We start from the raw sequence: 14179 nt of genomic DNA on the forward strand, positions 1-14179 counted from the left end.
GGCGCTCAGGCCTTGCCGCGCAGGGGTGGGGTGGAGGCCGTGGTCTCGGTCCGGGTCTCGGGCGGGCACAGGGCGTCCACGAATCGCTGGACCACGGTGGGCAGGCGCTCTTGGCGCAGCACGCCCAGCACATAGTCGCGCTTGGCCCAGTCCTCCTCGAGCCGCAGCTGGCGGACCTTGAAGACCTGGGCGAATCGTTCGGCCGGCGCCTGCGGCAGCACGGCCACGCCCAGGCCCGCTTCCACGAGCTGGGCGATGGCGTCGAAGCCGCGCACCTGCAGGCGCGCGTTGAGGGTGCGGCCGCGGGCGAGCGCCTGCTCGCGCATCAGCTCCTGGGCGGCGGCACCGGCGTGCAGGCCGACGAGGTCGTAGTCCAGCAGCTCGTCGAACGTGATCGACGCGCGCTCGGCCAGCGCGTGGCTCTCGGGCACCAGCACGGCCAGGCGGCCGGATCGGTAGTTGAAGGTCTGCATGCGGCTGTCCAGCAGCGGCGCGGTGAACACGCCGACATCGGCGCGCCCTTCCGCCACGGCGGCCTGCACCTCGGCGCTGGTCAGGTCTTCCAGGCTGATGCGGATCTGCGGATGGGCCTGCGAGAAAGCCACCAGATCGGGCGGCAGGGCCTCGGCGATGGCGCCGCTGTTGGCCACGATGCGCAGGTGGCCCTTGATGCCGCGGGCGAATTCCATCACCTCGCTCTCGAGCGCATGCAGCGAGGCATGCAGCGAGCGGATGTGCCGCACCAGCGCGCGGCAGGCCTCGGTGGGCTCGACGCCGCGGGCGCGGCGCTCGAACAGCTGCACCCCCAGGCGCGTCTCGAGATCGGAGATCCGCTTGGACGCCGCGGCCAGCGCGAGGTGCTCGCGCTCCGCGCCGCGGGTGATCGAACGCGTCTGTTCGATCGCCAGCACGAGGTTCAGGGTGGTGAGGTCGAGTCGCATGTTGAGTGGCCTTGGCAGTAATTTAGTCTTCGCGGAAGACTTTGTTACTACCCAATCACCCAAACAAGCCTTCGCGCAAAGCGAAGAATACCAAGCTATTCGGCCCTGACAAGCGGGCGCTTGAAAAATTGCGGTCGAGCGATCAGTGCAGCACGAGATCCCGGGGGGCCCGGCGGACGAGGATGTACACCTGCAGCAGGTCCACCGCAGAGCTGTAAATGTTGCAGGCGGCGACAACGCCAACCAGAAGCGAGGGCTTCCAGATGCCGGACATCAGCGCCCCAAAGGGCAGAACCGTCAGGACCAGAAAGGGAAAGACCGAGATCCAGATGAACTGTCCCCGCGTCTTGGGCCCGCCGATCTTCACGAAGACCGTGGACATCCAGACCGGATGGCGCCGCCAGAACACGAGCAGGGTGTCCGGACGGCGGAGGCGGGCCGGCAGCGCCAGCAGGTGAAGGCACTCATGGCCCAGCGTGCACACGAGGAGCGGCGTGAGTGTCCAAAGCAGAGCCGAGATCGCGAGTCCCCCGGGACTGCGAGACAGCATCGGTGACAGGCCCAGTTCAGGAAACACCAGGCAGGCCCAAAGGAGCACACCGGCCAACATGCCATACAGGCCCAGCCGGCTGCCATGCCGCATCAGCTGCGAGACGTCATCGGCCAGGTCAGGCGTCGCCAAATCGGCCCGGGCCAGCGCCGTCGGCGACGTCGACAGGAACCTCATGCCAGCGGACGCCGCCGCCCCCGCTTCAGGCTGAACCCAGCGCGGCCACCACCTCCGGCGGCGCCTGCACCAGCTCGATCAGCACCCCTTCCCCGCCGATGGGGAACTCGTCGTTGCTCTTGGGATGGATGAAGCAGATGTCGAAGCCGGCGGCGCCCTTGCGGATGCCACCGGGCGCGAAGCGCACGCCGTTCGCGCTCATCCACTCGACGGCCTTGGGCAGGTCATCCACCCACAGGCCGACGTGGTTGAGCGGCGTGGCGTGCACGGCCGGCTTCTTCTCGGGGTCCAGCGGCTGCATGAGATCGACCTCGACCTTGTGCGGACCGCTGCCGATGGCGCAGATGTCCTCGTCCACGTTCTCGCGCTCGGAGACGAAGTTGCCCGTCACGGTCAGGCCGAGGACGTCGACCCACAGCTTGCGCAGGGCCTGCTTGTCGGGACCGCCGATGGCGATCTGCTGGATGCCGAGGATTCGATAGGGCTTGGGGCTCATGGCGCGGTTCATTCAAAGCGGAGGATCGGCTGGTCAACGGACAGGCTCTCGCCCGTCTTCGCCAGGACTTCGGCGACCTTCACATCGCGCTCGGCCACGAGGATGTTCTCCATCTTCATGGCCTCGATCACCGCAAGGCGCTCACCCGCCTGCACGAGCTGCCCCGGCTGCACGGCGATGTGCACGAGCAGGCCCGGCATCGGCGAGAGCAGGAACTTGCTGGTGTCGGGCGGGGCCTTGTAGGGCATGAGCTTCAGCAGCTCGGCCGCGCGCTTCGGAAGCACGGTGACGTCCATCGCGAAGCCGTTGTGGTTGACGCGGTAGGCCAGCGGGTTCTTGCCGGGGCCGCGCTCGGCCTGCGCGACGAAGGACTGCCCGTTGACCGTGCCCTCGAGGCGGATGTCGTTCAGGCGCGAGTTGCAGACGATCTGGTAGCGCTGGCCGCCGACCTCGACGATGGCCTCGCCCTTGTGGCCGGTGTACTCGGCCACGTGGACGTCATGATGGGTCTGCTTGCCGGCGCCCTCGCTGACCACCGCGACGCAGTCGCTGTCGATGCGCACCTCATGGCCTGGCAGCTGGCCGCTGATGCCGGCCGCGCGCTCGCGCGTCTTGCGGCGGATGAAGGCGGCCAGGGCGACGAGGAATCGCGGATCCGCATGCGGCACGTCCTCGGCGCGGAAGCCGCCGCCGTAATGCTGGGCGATGAAGCCGGTGTTGAAGTTGCCGGTGACGAAGTCCGGATGGGCCAGCAGCGCGGCCTGGAAGGGGATGTTGCTGGAGATGCCGCGGATCACGAAGCCATTGAGCGCCTCGCGCATCTTGGCGATGGCCTCGTTGCGGTCGCGCCCGTGCACGATGAGCTTGGCGATCATCGAGTCGTAGAACATCGGGATCTCGCCGCCCTCGTACACGCCCGTGTCCACGCGCACGCCCCCGAACTGGCCGGCGGCATAGGCCTCGCCCTGCAGCGTCGGCGTGCCCTGCTCCAGGTTCGCGGCGGGCGGCTGGTACTTCACCAGGCGGCCGGTCGAGGGCAGGAAGTTGCGGAACGGGTCCTCGGCGTTGATGCGGCACTCGATCGCCCAGCCGTCCTTCTTGATGTCGGCCTGGCCGAAACCGAGCTTCTCGCCGGCAGCCACGCGGATCATCTGCTCGACGAGGTCGAGGCCGGTGATGCATTCCGTGACCGGGTGCTCCACCTGCAGACGGGTGTTCATCTCCAGGAAGTAGAAGTCCTGGTTCTTGCCGACCACGAACTCCACCGTGCCGGCACTCTGGTACTTCACGGCCTTGGCCAGGGCCACCGCCTGCTCGCCCATGGCCTTGCGCGTGACGTCGCTGATGAAGGGCGACGGCGCCTCCTCGATCACCTTCTGGTGGCGGCGCTGGATGGAGCACTCGCGCTCATGCAGATAGACCACGTTGCCGTGCGCATCACCCAGCACCTGGATCTCGATGTGACGCGGCTGCTCGACGAACTTCTCCATGAAGACGCGGTCGTCGCCGAAGCTGTTGCGCGCCTCGTTGCGGCAGGAGCTGAAGCCTTCGAAGCATTCCTTGTCGTTGAAGGCCACGCGCAGGCCCTTGCCGCCGCCGCCGGCACTGGCCTTGATCATGACCGGGTAGCCGATCTTCTTCGCGATCTCGACGGCCTCCTCGGGCGAGAGGATGGGCTCGTTGTGGCCGGGAATGGTGCTGACCTTGGCCTCGTTCGCGAGCTTCTTGGAGGCGATCTTGTCGCCCATGGCCGCGATCGAATAGTGCTTCGGGCCGATGAACACGATGCCCTCTTCCTCGCAGCGGCGGGCGAAGTCCTCGTTCTCGGACAGGAAGCCGTAGCCGGGGTGCAGCGCTTCGGCACCGGTGGCCTTACAGGCGGCGATGATCTTGTCGGCCACAAGGTAGGACTCGCGGCTCGGCGCCGGGCCCAGCAGCACGGACTCGTCGGCCAGCTCGACGTGGCGGGCGTCCTTGTCCGCCTCGGAATAGACCGCGACGGTCTTGATGCCCATCTTGCGAGCCGTCTTGATGACGCGGCAGGCGATTTCACCCCGGTTGGCGATCAGGATCTTCTTAAACATGGTGCCTCCAAGCTGGCAGAACGCCAGCCTTCGATTCGAAATTCAGACAGTGATTCACGGACGCGCTCCCGCCGGCATCGTGCGCAGGCAGCGGGCCACCCAGGCCTCCTGGCGCTCCCGCATCCAGCGCGCAGCGCCGTCCTTGCGGGGCGCGGCGCCTTCGTAGCTGAAGCGCAGCATGGACTCCGCACGCGCCACCTCGAGCCCATCGGCCAGGAGGGCGGTGCCCTCGCGCAGGTCGCGGCGCGCATCGGCCAGCGCCACGCCGTCCGCGCGGTAGAGCAGGATCACGGGCAGCGTATCGAGGTCGGCGCCGCACAGCGCGCGCTGCTCGGGGTGGCTGTGCGGCGCGACGCGGGCCGCGCAGCGCTCGAAGCCCTGCTCCGCCCAGCGCCGCAGCTGCTCGCCGTCCGCATCCGCGGCCTGCGCCAGCTGCTCGCGCCACCAGGCCTGGTCCTCGGCCGCCACACCGCCGGTCTGCGCCAGCGCCATCAGGGCCGCGAGGCCGTCCTCGGTGCCGCGGGATTCCAGCAGGTCCAGGCTCTGCGCCGGCAGCGCCCGCAGCGCCACGCAGGCCGCCACGCCCGCGGGCGATGCGGACGGGGCAGCGGCGGGCGTCAGGGCGGCCATGAGCAGGAGCGCGGGCAGCATCGGGACGTCAGAGCGGGATGTTCCCGTGCTTGCGCCACGGGTTCTCGAGCTTTTTGTCCTTGAGCATCACCAGCGAGCGGCAGATGCGCTTGCGCGTCTCGTGCGGCTGGATGACGTCGTCGATGAAGCCGCGGGCGCCGGCCACGAAGGGGTTGGCGAAGCGGGCCTTGTACTCGGCCTCCTTGGCCGCGAGCTTGGCCGGATCGCCCTTGTCCTCGCGGAAGATGATCTCCACCGCCCCCTTGGCCCCCATCACCGCGATCTCGGCATTGGGCCAGGCGAAGTTGACGTCGCCGCGCAGGTGCTTGGAGGCCATCACGTCGTAGGCGCCGCCGTAGGCCTTGCGGGTGATGACCGTCACCTTGGGCACCGTGCACTCGGCGTAGGCGTAGAGCAGCTTGGCGCCATGCTTGATGATGCCGCCGTACTCCTGCGAGGTGCCGGGCATGAAGCCGGGCACGTCCACGAAGGTGATCACCGGGATGTTGAAGGCGTCGCAGAAGCGCACGAAGCGCGCGGCCTTGATGGAGCTCTTGATGTCCAGGCAGCCGGCCAGCACCAGCGGCTGGTTGGCCACGATGCCCACGGTCTGGCCATCCATGCGGGCGAAACCGGTGAGGATGTTCTTGGCGTACTCGGGCTGCAGCTCGAAGAAGTCCCCGTCGTCCACGACCTTCAGGATCAACTCCTTCATGTCGTAGGGCTTGTTGGGGTTGTCGGGCACCAGGGTATCCAGCGAGATGTCCATGCGGCTGCCCGGATCGCCGCTGGGGCGCTTGGGGGCCTTCTCGCGGTTGTTCAGCGGCAGGTAGTTGAAGAAGCGCCGCAGCATCATGATGGCCTCGACGTCGTTCTCGAAGGCCAGATCGGCCACGCCGCTCTTGCTGCTGTGGGTGCTGGCGCCGCCCAGCTCCTCGGCCGTGACCTCCTCGTGCGTCACGGTCTTCACCACCTCGGGGCCGGTGACGAACATGTAGGAGCTGTCCTTCACCATGAAGATGAAGTCGGTCATGGCCGGCGAGTACACCGCGCCGCCCGCGCAGGGGCCCATGATCAGGCTGATCTGCGGGATCACGCCCGAGGCCAGCACGTTCTTCTGGAACACGTCGGCGTAGCCGCCCAGCGAGGCCACGCCCTCCTGGATGCGTGCGCCGCCCGAGTCATTGAGGCCGATCACCGGAGCGCCGACCTTCATGGCCTGGTCCATGATCTTGCAGATCTTCTCGGCGTGCGACTCCGAGAGCGCGCCGCCGAAGACGGTGAAGTCCTGGCTGAAGCAGAAGGCCAGGCGGCCGTTGATCATGCCGTAGCCGGTCACCACGCCATCGCCGGGGATCTTGTTGTCGGCCATGCCGAAGTCCACGCAGCGGTGCTCGACGAACATGTCCCATTCCTCGAAGGTGCCTTCGTCGAAGAGGAGCTCGATGCGCTCACGCGCCGTCAGCTTGCCCTTGGCGTGCTGGGCGGCGATGCGCTTCTCGCCACCGCCCAGCCGCGCCTTGGCGCGCTTCTCTTCAAGCATTTGTTGGATGTCGTGCATAACGGTCCTTTCACGAGGCAGCGCCGGGGACTGCCGCGTGGGCAAGACCTGGCACCTTGGAACTGGGGAAATCGGAGGTCGGGGAAGACGGCGCGGGCCCGGGGGCCTGGCCGTGGAAGGCGGTGAGGAGCGCGCGCGCGGCGGTCGAGGGCGCCAGCTGGCCGGCCAGCACACGGGCGGTGGTCTCGGGCAACTGGGCGCGCACGGACGCGTCGGCCATGAAGGCGGCCCTGAGCCCGCCCTGGATGCGTTCCCACATCCACGCCAGGGCCTGCTGCTGGCGTTTGGCGTCCCAGCGGCCGCCGGCGGTCTGCCGCTGGCGGAACTGCTCGACGGCCGTCCAGAACTCCTTCAGCCCCTGGAACTTCAACGCGCTGAGCTGCATGGCGATGGGATGCCACAGCGTCTCGTCGTGCGCCGCATGCTCGGGCCTGCCGTGCATGCCGAGGAGTCGCAGCGAAGACATGATCTGCGCCTGCGCGCGCGTGGCCGCAGCCGGATCCACGTCGGCCTTGTTGATCACCACCAGGTCCGCCAGCTCCATCACGCCCTTCTTGATGGCCTGGAGCTCGTCGCCGGCATTGGGCAACTGCAGCAGCACGTACATGTCCGTCATGCCGGCCACGGCGGTCTCGCTCTGGCCCACGCCCACGGTCTCGACGATGACCACGTCGAAGCCCGCGGCCTCGCAGACCAGCATGGCCTCGCGCGTCTTCTCGGCCACGCCGCCCAGCGTGCCGCTGCTGGGGCTGGGTCGGATGTAGGCGCGCTCGTCCATGGAGAGGCGCTCCATGCGGGTCTTGTCCCCGAGGATGGAGCCCCCCGAGACCGTGCTGGACGGGTCCACCGCCAGCACCGCCACGCGATGACCGCGCTCGATGAGGAAGAGGCCGAGCGCCTCGATGAAGGTGCTCTTGCCCACACCCGGCACACCGGAGATCCCGAGGCGCAGCGAGCGGCCGGTATGCGGCAGCAGCTCGCCGAGCAGCGCGTCGGCCTGCGCACGGTGGTCGGCACGGGTCGATTCCAGCAGCGTGATGGCCTTGGCCATGGCACGGCGCTGGGTCGGCCCGGGGCCTGCGAGGATGGCTGGCGCCAGGCTCATGCGGCACCTGCCTTCCAGCGGTAGTCGATGTCGACGTCGCTCTCACCCACCGGCACGAAACCCTCGCGCAGGTAGAAGCGATTGGCATCGCTGTGCTTGAGTGCGGCAAGGTGGATGTCCCGGCCCTGGCGCTTCACGCCGTCGAGCACCCAGCGCCCCACGCCCTCCCCTTGCGAGCCCGGGCGGAGGTAGAGGTGCTCCAGCTTCAGCGCACCGTCGGCCAGGGGCTTGACGGTGACGAAGCCGATGCGCTGGCCATCGCGCTCGATGTGCTGCATGCAGGCCGGCTCGAACTGCGAGGCCAGGCGCTCGCGCGCCCGCTGCGGATCGAAGCGGCCCAGCCGCTCCAGGCTCTCGCGCAGGGCCTCGACGCGAAGCGCCAGCATCGCCTCGAAGTCCTCGGCCGCGACCGGCGTCAGGCTCAGCGACATGGGCAGCATCAGGCCGCCACCGCGGCCTTGCGGATCTGCTCCAGCACGTCCTTGGCGCTGGCCGGGATGGGCGTGCCGGGGCCGTAGATGCCCTTGACGCCGGCTTCGTAGAGGTAGTCGTAGTCCTGCTGCGGGATCACGCCGCCGACGAAGACGATGATGTCGTCCGCGCCCTGCCGCTTCAGCTCGGCAATGATGGCCGGCACCAGGGTCTTGTGACCGGCGGCGAGCGTGGAGACGCCCACGGCGTGCACGTCGTTCTCGATGGCCTGGCGGGCGCATTCCTCGGGGGTCTGGAACAGCGGGCCCATGTCCACGTCGAAGCCCAGATCGGCATAGGCCGTGGCCACGACCTTGGCGCCGCGGTCATGGCCGTCCTGCCCCAGCTTGGCGATCATCACGCGCGGACGGCGTCCCTGATCGTCGGCAAAGGCCTGGATCTCGGCCTGCAGCTTGGCCCAGCCCTCGGCGGAATCGTAGGCAGCGGCATACACCCCGGTCACCTTTTGCGTGTCGGCACGGTGGCGACCATACACCGACTCCAGCGCGTCCGACACCTCGCCCACCGTGGCGCGCAGGCGGATGGCCTGGATCGAGAGGTCCAGCAGATTGCCCTGGCCGGACTGGGCGGCCTCGGTCAGCGCGGCCAGCGCGGCCTGCACCGCAGCGCTGTCCCGGCTGGCCTTGATGGCCTGAAGACGGGCGATCTGGGCGTCGCGCACCTTGAGGTTGTCCACCTCCAGGATCTCGACCGGATCTTCCTTGGCCAGGCGGTACTTGTTGACGCCCACGATGACGTCCTTGCCGGAGTCGATGCGCGCCTGCTTCTCGGCGGCGCTGGCCTCGATCTTGAGCTTGGCCCAGCCGGAGTCCACCGCCTTGGTCATGCCGCCCATGGCCTCGACTTCCTCGATGATGGACCAGGCCTTGTCGGCCATGTCCTGCGTGAGCGACTCCATCAGGTAGCTGCCGGCCCAGGGGTCGACGACGTTGGTGATGTGGGTCTCTTCCTGGATGATCAGCTGCGTGTTGCGGGCGATGCGGGCGCTGAACTCCGTGGGCAGCGCGATGGCCTCGTCCAGCGAGTTGGTGTGCAGGCTCTGCGTGCCGCCGAAGACCGCGGCCATGGCCTCGATGGTGGTGCGCACCACGTTGTTGTAGGGGTCCTGCTCGGTGAGGGACCAGCCCGAGGTCTGCGAGTGGGTGCGCAGCATCAGGCTCTTGGGGTTCTTGGCGTTGAAGCCCTTCATGATCCGGCACCACAGCAGGCGGGCGGCCCGCATCTTGGCGATCTCCAGATAGAAGTTCATGCCCACGGCCCAGAAGAAGGACAGGCGGCCGGCGAAATCGTCCACGTCGAGGCCCTTGGCCAGCGCCGTCTTCACGTACTCCTTGCCGTCGGCCAGGGTGAAGGCCAGCTCCAGCGCCTGGTTGGCGCCCGCTTCCTGCATGTGGTAGCCCGAGATCGAGATCGAGTTGAACCGGGGCATGTGCTGGCTCGTGTACTCGATGATGTCGCCGATGATCTTCATCGACGGCTCGGGCGGGTAGATGTAGGTGTTGCGGACCATGAACTCCTTGAGGATGTCGTTCTGGATGGTGCCGCTCAGTTTGTCCTGCGAGACGCCCTGCTCCTCCGCCGCGACCACATAGCCCGCCAGCACGGGCAGCACGGCGCCGTTCATGGTCATGGAGACGGAGACCTTGTCCAGCGGGATGCCGTCGAACAGGATCTTCATGTCTTCCACGGAGTCGATCGCCACGCCGGCCTTGCCGACGTCGCCCGTCACGCGGGGGTGGTCGCTGTCATAGCCACGGTGGGTGGCCAGGTCGAAGGCCACCGAGACGCCCTGCCCACCCGCGGCCAGCGCCTTGCGATAGAAGGCATTGGATTCCTCGGCGGTGGAGAAGCCGGCGTACTGGCGGATCGTCCAGGGGCGCACCGCGTACATGGTGGCCTGCGGGCCGCGCAGGAAGGGCTCGAAGCCCGGCAGCGTGTCGGCATGCGGCAGGTGCGCCGTGTCCGCCGCGGTGTAGAGCGGCTTGACGGTGATGCCTTCGGGGGTCACCCAGTTCAGGGCCGCGACATCGCCCCCCGGGGCCGACTTGGCAGCGGCCTTGTGCCACTGCTCCAGGGAAGCGGCGGCGAATTCTTGCTTGGCGTTGGACGAATCAGACATTGACGACTCCTGAAGGCCTCGCATCATATCGCCTTCGTTATTCATAATTATGAATTCAAATTTGACTACACTCTGACAGCGACGGCGCTTTCGAAGCGTCGCCAGCGCCTTGGCGCCCCTTCGACCTCACCCGTACCGCCACCATGCCGGCCACCCCTCCGTTTGCCCAGCGTCCGCTTTATGAAGAAGTGGCCGAGCAGCTGCGCCAGCGCATCTTCGGCCGCACGCTGGAGCCGGGCAGCTGGATCGACGAGCTCAAGCTCTGTGGCGAGCTGGGCATCAGCCGCACGCCCATGCGCGAGGCGCTGAAAGTGCTGGCTGTCGAAGGCCTGGTGACCATGCGCCCCCGCCGTGGCGCCTATGTGACCGAGATGTCCGAGCGTGATGTGCGCGAGGCCTACCAGCTGCTGGCCCTGCTGGAAAGTGACGCCGCCGCGCGCGTGTCCGAGCGCGCGAGCGCCCAGGAACTGGCCGAGCTGCAGGGCCTGCACGCCCAGCTGGAGGCGGCCATCGGCGAGCGCGAGCGCTTCTTTGCCCTCAACGAGGCCTTCCACCTGCGCCTGCTGGAGCTGGAGGGCAATCGCTGGCGCCAGCAGATCGTCACCGACCTGCGCCGCGTGATGAAGCTCAACCGCCACCACTCCCTCTTCAAGCAGGGCCGCCTGGCCGAATCGCTGCAGGAGCACCGGGACCTCATGCAGGCCCTCGTCGAGCGCCGCCCCGAGCAGGTGGCGCAGCGCATGCGGCTGCATTTCGAGAACGGGCTGAATGCGGCGGCGCCGCAGGCCGCCTGACCTCCAACACGCTCCGGAGGCCGCACCGTCCCCGGCAGCACCGCTGATCGTTGGCCCGCTCGGTGACGAAGGAGCCGGGACGTGGGCGGGCGCGATTGCGCAAGTGAAGGGGGAGGCCCGCGGAGCGGGACGGAGGACATGGAGCAATCGTGCCCGCCCGCGTCCCGGCGGCGCGCCGGTCAAGGCATGCCGCTCCCCAAACGTTGGAAATGCCCCTTCCCCGCCCCTGTCCTGCCCCGATCACTCCCCACCACCCAGGGCAGACTCCCGGTATGCAGCCCCGCCCGCAGGCGCCGCTGCCACGTCGTCCAAGGACAGGAGCCCACCTCATGCTCAGCAACGAAGAACTGGCCCAGGCCGCCAAGGAATGGTGGTACTACACCGTCGAGCTCTCCCCCGGCCTCGTCGCCCAGGGCACCTACCCGCCCGACTTCCCCTACATGCCGCGCATGCTCATGCGCCAGGCCCACCTCCAGGGCCAGGACTGCCTCGACCTCGGCAGCATGGAAGGCGTCATCCCCGTCCTGATGAACCGCAAGGGCGCCCGTCGCGTCCTCGCCACCGATGCCGTGCCGCACTGCGCCCAGAAGATGGACTGGCTCAAGAAGGCCTACCAGGCCGACTGGGACTTCCGCGAGGTCGGTCTGATGTACGACCTCCACCAGAAGCTCGCCAACGAGGGCACCTTCGACTACGTCAACCTCTCCGGCGTGCTCTACCACGTGTTCTCGCCCATGCACACGCTGGCCTGCGCCCGCCCGCTGGTGAAGAAGAACGGCCTGTTCATGCTCTCGACCAACGTCGTGAACGAGCAGTCCGATGTCATGCACTTCAACACCGCCGGCAAGCTCCAGACCGAGCCCAACACCTTCTGGTACCCCTCGATCCCGCTGCTGGAGTACATGCTGCGCTACTTCAACTTCGCGCCCATCGACTGCCTCTACAGCCGCCACCCGTCCGATGCCGCCCTGTATGTGCCCGGCAAGGAGTGCGGCTTCATCTCCATCGTCTGCCGCGCCGTGGACCGCGGCACCGCCCTGCCCGCCGATGACAGCTGGGCTCGCCGCTCCATGCTCGGCAGCTGGGAGTACACCGGCCTGTCGCCCCAGAAGCAGGGGGCCGACCAGCCGGCCTCGACCATCGGCTACGACGTCCCCGAAGCGCTGCAGGCCCAGATCGCCCAGAAGGGGTCCATCGACCTGTACCTCGCCGTCAACGAGCATGGCCGCCGCGTCGTGCGGGCCACGCGCGCGCAGGACACCTACCTGCTGCGCCTCACCGACGAGTCTTGACGCGCATCCAGCCATGACAACAGGGCGCACACAGCGCCCTTTTTCATGCCGCCCCTCCGGGTCGCTCAGTCCTGCGGCACCGGCCCCAGCACCCGGGCCGGATTGCCGCCCACCATCGTCATCGGCGGCGCCTCGAAGCCGGGCGTCAGCACCGCGCCCGCGGCGATGATGCAGCCATCTCCGATCCGGACACCCTTGAGCATCGTCACCCGGGCGCCGATGAAGACCTGGCTGCCGATTTCCACGCCCCGCGGCGAGGGGTCCGGCGAGCGGCGGTGCGCCAGACGCAGGTCGTGCAGGTGGCTGTCGAAGATCTGCAGCTCCTGACCGACCAGGCAGTCCGCCCCGAAGCGGATGAAGGCGCCTTCCGAGATCAGCACGCAGCGGTTGTTGAAGACGGTGCCCGGGCCGATCTCGATCAGCGACTCCGGCGTGCGGGCCTCGAAGTAGCTGCACGACAGGCTGCCCGGCGAGCGCGGCACGCCGAAGACGGCCCGGTTGCTGAGACGGAAGGCGCCGGCGCCCTTGAAGACCGTCGGGGTCAGCACATTGATCGTGCGCGGTCCCTCGCCCACCAGCTCCACCCGCTGCTTGTCGGACGTGTGGAAGAAGAAATGGACCAGCAGCGCCCTCACGGCGCCCTCCAGCTCCAGGGCCGGCAGGCGGCTGATCATCCCGCGCCAGCGTTCGAGGCGTTGCATGAGGCTCATCTCAGAATCCGTGCAGGGTCAGGAAGGCCTGCCAGGCGTCCACGAACGCGTCGCGGGCGTCGGCGTCACCGCGCGCCATGCGGGCCAGCAGCGCAGCAAACGGTTGCATATCCTCCTGGCCGCCGTAGCGGGCCGCCAAGGCGGAGGCGATGCCGTCGTAGCAGAGCCGCGCCTGGGCCTCGTTCATGCGACCCAGGCGCTCCAGGCCCACGCCCAGGGCGGCGTAGCCCAGGTGGGCCGCCTTCATGTGCTTGCCGTTGACCTGGGCCGAATGCCCCTCGCCACCGGCCCGGAAATAGCCCAGCCGGTCCTGGATGTAAGCCAGCGGCTGGCGCAGGCTGGCAGCGATGAAGAAGCCCAGATCCCACAGCCCGGCGTAGGACACGCCGCCGAACTGGGTGTCCGACAGCAGGCCCGCATGCTCGGCGCGGAAGACGCAGTTGGAGAATTCTCCCAGCCAATTCTGGCAATACGGCACGGTACTGGAGATCAAGGCCATGGGTCCGACCGACATCATCCGGGCTTGCGCGTGGAAGATTCCATCCGGGATGGGCATGCCTTCGATCGGCTGCCCCTTTTCATTGGCCGTCCAGCGCGCGCTGACACTGCAGGAGATGGAGTCTCCCGTGGCATGCGCCATGCGGTGCTGGGCATAGAAGTCGGGGTAGATGACATCGTCATCCAGGTGAATATGAACGAGCTCGGTCTGGCCTCCCCAGAGCTTCACCAGGTGCTTGAAGTTCTCGTAGGCCCCCGCGCGCGGTCCGGGATGGATCTCGAGCGGCAGCCGGGATGCAAACCTTGCCAATGGCCCGTCCCGCAGCAGCGCGCCGAAGCTGCCGTCCGGGCTGTCATCCGACACGATCACCCGCTCGCTGGGGCGCGTCTGCGTCAGCAGCCCCGTCAGCAGTTCCGCCAGGTATTTGGTCTTGTAGGCCGGGATGAGTGTCGTGATCTGCATGGCGCCATCAAAAGAGTGGTCCAGGCGCTGGCCCGGCCCCGTCGTCCCCGCCATTGGAGCCGGGCGCGGCGCCCTGCATGGCGGGAACAGGCAAGTATTGCAACAGCTTTTGCTGGCTTTGCCTTCCTCGCCCCGGTCCTAGCATCGCCAGACGAACAACTGAAGCTGCGTCCGGGCCGTCCAGCGCCCGGTCAAGGTCGAATTGAGTGAACTCCGTCACGACGCCCCACCCCGCGTCCCCACCGTCCAGGTCGGGGGTGCGTTGGC

Annotated in this window: 13 protein-coding genes; 2 read left to right on the forward strand and 11 right to left on the reverse strand. The window is 68.0% G+C overall.

From position 1 onward, the window contains the following. Window positions 1-5: 5 nt before the first annotated feature. The 9 genes from QRD43_RS19170 to scpA all read right to left on the reverse strand — a co-directional run bounded on the left by QRD43_RS19170 (window position 6) and on the right by scpA (window position 10155). Entirely contained in the window at window positions 6-941 is a 936-nt protein-coding gene (locus QRD43_RS19170) for a LysR family transcriptional regulator (protein WP_285984104.1), read from the reverse strand. A gap of 142 nt (window positions 942-1083) precedes the next feature. Continuing rightward, a complete protein-coding gene (locus QRD43_RS19175) occupies window positions 1084-1668 on the reverse strand; it encodes a DUF3267 domain-containing protein (RefSeq protein ID WP_285984105.1) in 585 nt (194 codons plus the stop codon). Between the two features lie 25 nt (window positions 1669-1693). Next, window positions 1694-2164 carry a VOC family protein gene (locus QRD43_RS19180; RefSeq protein WP_285984106.1) on the reverse strand — a complete coding sequence of 157 codons (471 nt, stop codon included), beginning with the start codon at window positions 2162-2164 and terminating at the stop codon, window positions 1694-1696. Between the two features lie 8 nt (window positions 2165-2172). Beyond that, window positions 2173-4248 carry an acetyl-CoA carboxylase biotin carboxylase subunit gene (locus QRD43_RS19185; protein WP_285984107.1) on the reverse strand — a complete coding sequence of 692 codons (2076 nt, stop codon included), beginning with the start codon at window positions 4246-4248 and terminating at the stop codon, window positions 2173-2175. Between the two features lie 54 nt (window positions 4249-4302). Next, on the reverse strand, window positions 4303-4899 hold the full coding sequence (locus QRD43_RS19190; protein WP_285984108.1) for a hypothetical protein: 597 nt from the start codon (window positions 4897-4899) through the stop codon (window positions 4303-4305). A gap of 7 nt (window positions 4900-4906) precedes the next feature. Continuing rightward, entirely contained in the window at window positions 4907-6439 is a 1533-nt protein-coding gene (locus QRD43_RS19195) for an acyl-CoA carboxylase subunit beta (RefSeq protein WP_285984109.1), read from the reverse strand. 10 nt (window positions 6440-6449) lie between these two features. After that, window positions 6450-7544 carry a methylmalonyl Co-A mutase-associated GTPase MeaB gene (gene meaB, locus QRD43_RS19200; RefSeq protein WP_285984110.1) on the reverse strand — a complete coding sequence of 365 codons (1095 nt, stop codon included), beginning with the start codon at window positions 7542-7544 and terminating at the stop codon, window positions 6450-6452. After that, window positions 7541-7975, reverse strand: a complete 435-nt coding sequence (locus QRD43_RS19205) for a GNAT family N-acetyltransferase (protein ID WP_342399051.1) — start codon at window positions 7973-7975, stop codon at window positions 7541-7543. The genes meaB and QRD43_RS19205 overlap by 4 nt, the downstream gene beginning before the upstream one ends. An 8-nt stretch (window positions 7976-7983) precedes the next feature. Beyond that, entirely contained in the window at window positions 7984-10155 is a 2172-nt protein-coding gene (scpA, locus tag QRD43_RS19210; protein ID WP_285984112.1) for a methylmalonyl-CoA mutase, read from the reverse strand. Window positions 10156-10298: 143 nt separating this feature from the next. Here scpA and QRD43_RS19215 point away from each other — a divergent pair, with 143 nt between their 5' ends. Further along, window positions 10299-10949 (forward strand): GntR family transcriptional regulator, encoded by a 651-nt coding sequence (locus QRD43_RS19215; RefSeq protein ID WP_285984113.1) that lies wholly within the window; start codon window positions 10299-10301, stop codon window positions 10947-10949. A 329-nt stretch (window positions 10950-11278) separates the two neighbouring features. Beyond that, window positions 11279-12241 carry a class I SAM-dependent methyltransferase gene (locus QRD43_RS19220; RefSeq protein WP_285984114.1) on the forward strand — a complete coding sequence of 321 codons (963 nt, stop codon included), beginning with the start codon at window positions 11279-11281 and terminating at the stop codon, window positions 12239-12241. Between the two features lie 65 nt (window positions 12242-12306). On the opposite strand, the gene QRD43_RS19225 is transcribed toward QRD43_RS19220, so the two are convergent. Then, window positions 12307-12951: an acyltransferase gene (locus tag QRD43_RS19225; protein WP_285984115.1), complete on the reverse strand. Its 645-nt coding sequence runs from the start codon at window positions 12949-12951 to the stop codon at window positions 12307-12309. A gap of 1 nt (window position 12952) precedes the next feature. Further along, window positions 12953-13912: a glycosyltransferase family A protein gene (locus QRD43_RS19230; protein ID WP_285984116.1), complete on the reverse strand. Its 960-nt coding sequence runs from the start codon at window positions 13910-13912 to the stop codon at window positions 12953-12955. Window positions 13913-14179 lie beyond the last annotated feature (267 nt).

The sequence above is a fragment of the Roseateles subflavus genome, from assembly GCF_030285365.1.
In the GTDB taxonomy this organism is placed as follows: domain Bacteria; phylum Pseudomonadota; class Gammaproteobacteria; order Burkholderiales; family Burkholderiaceae_C; genus Roseateles_B; species Roseateles_B subflavus.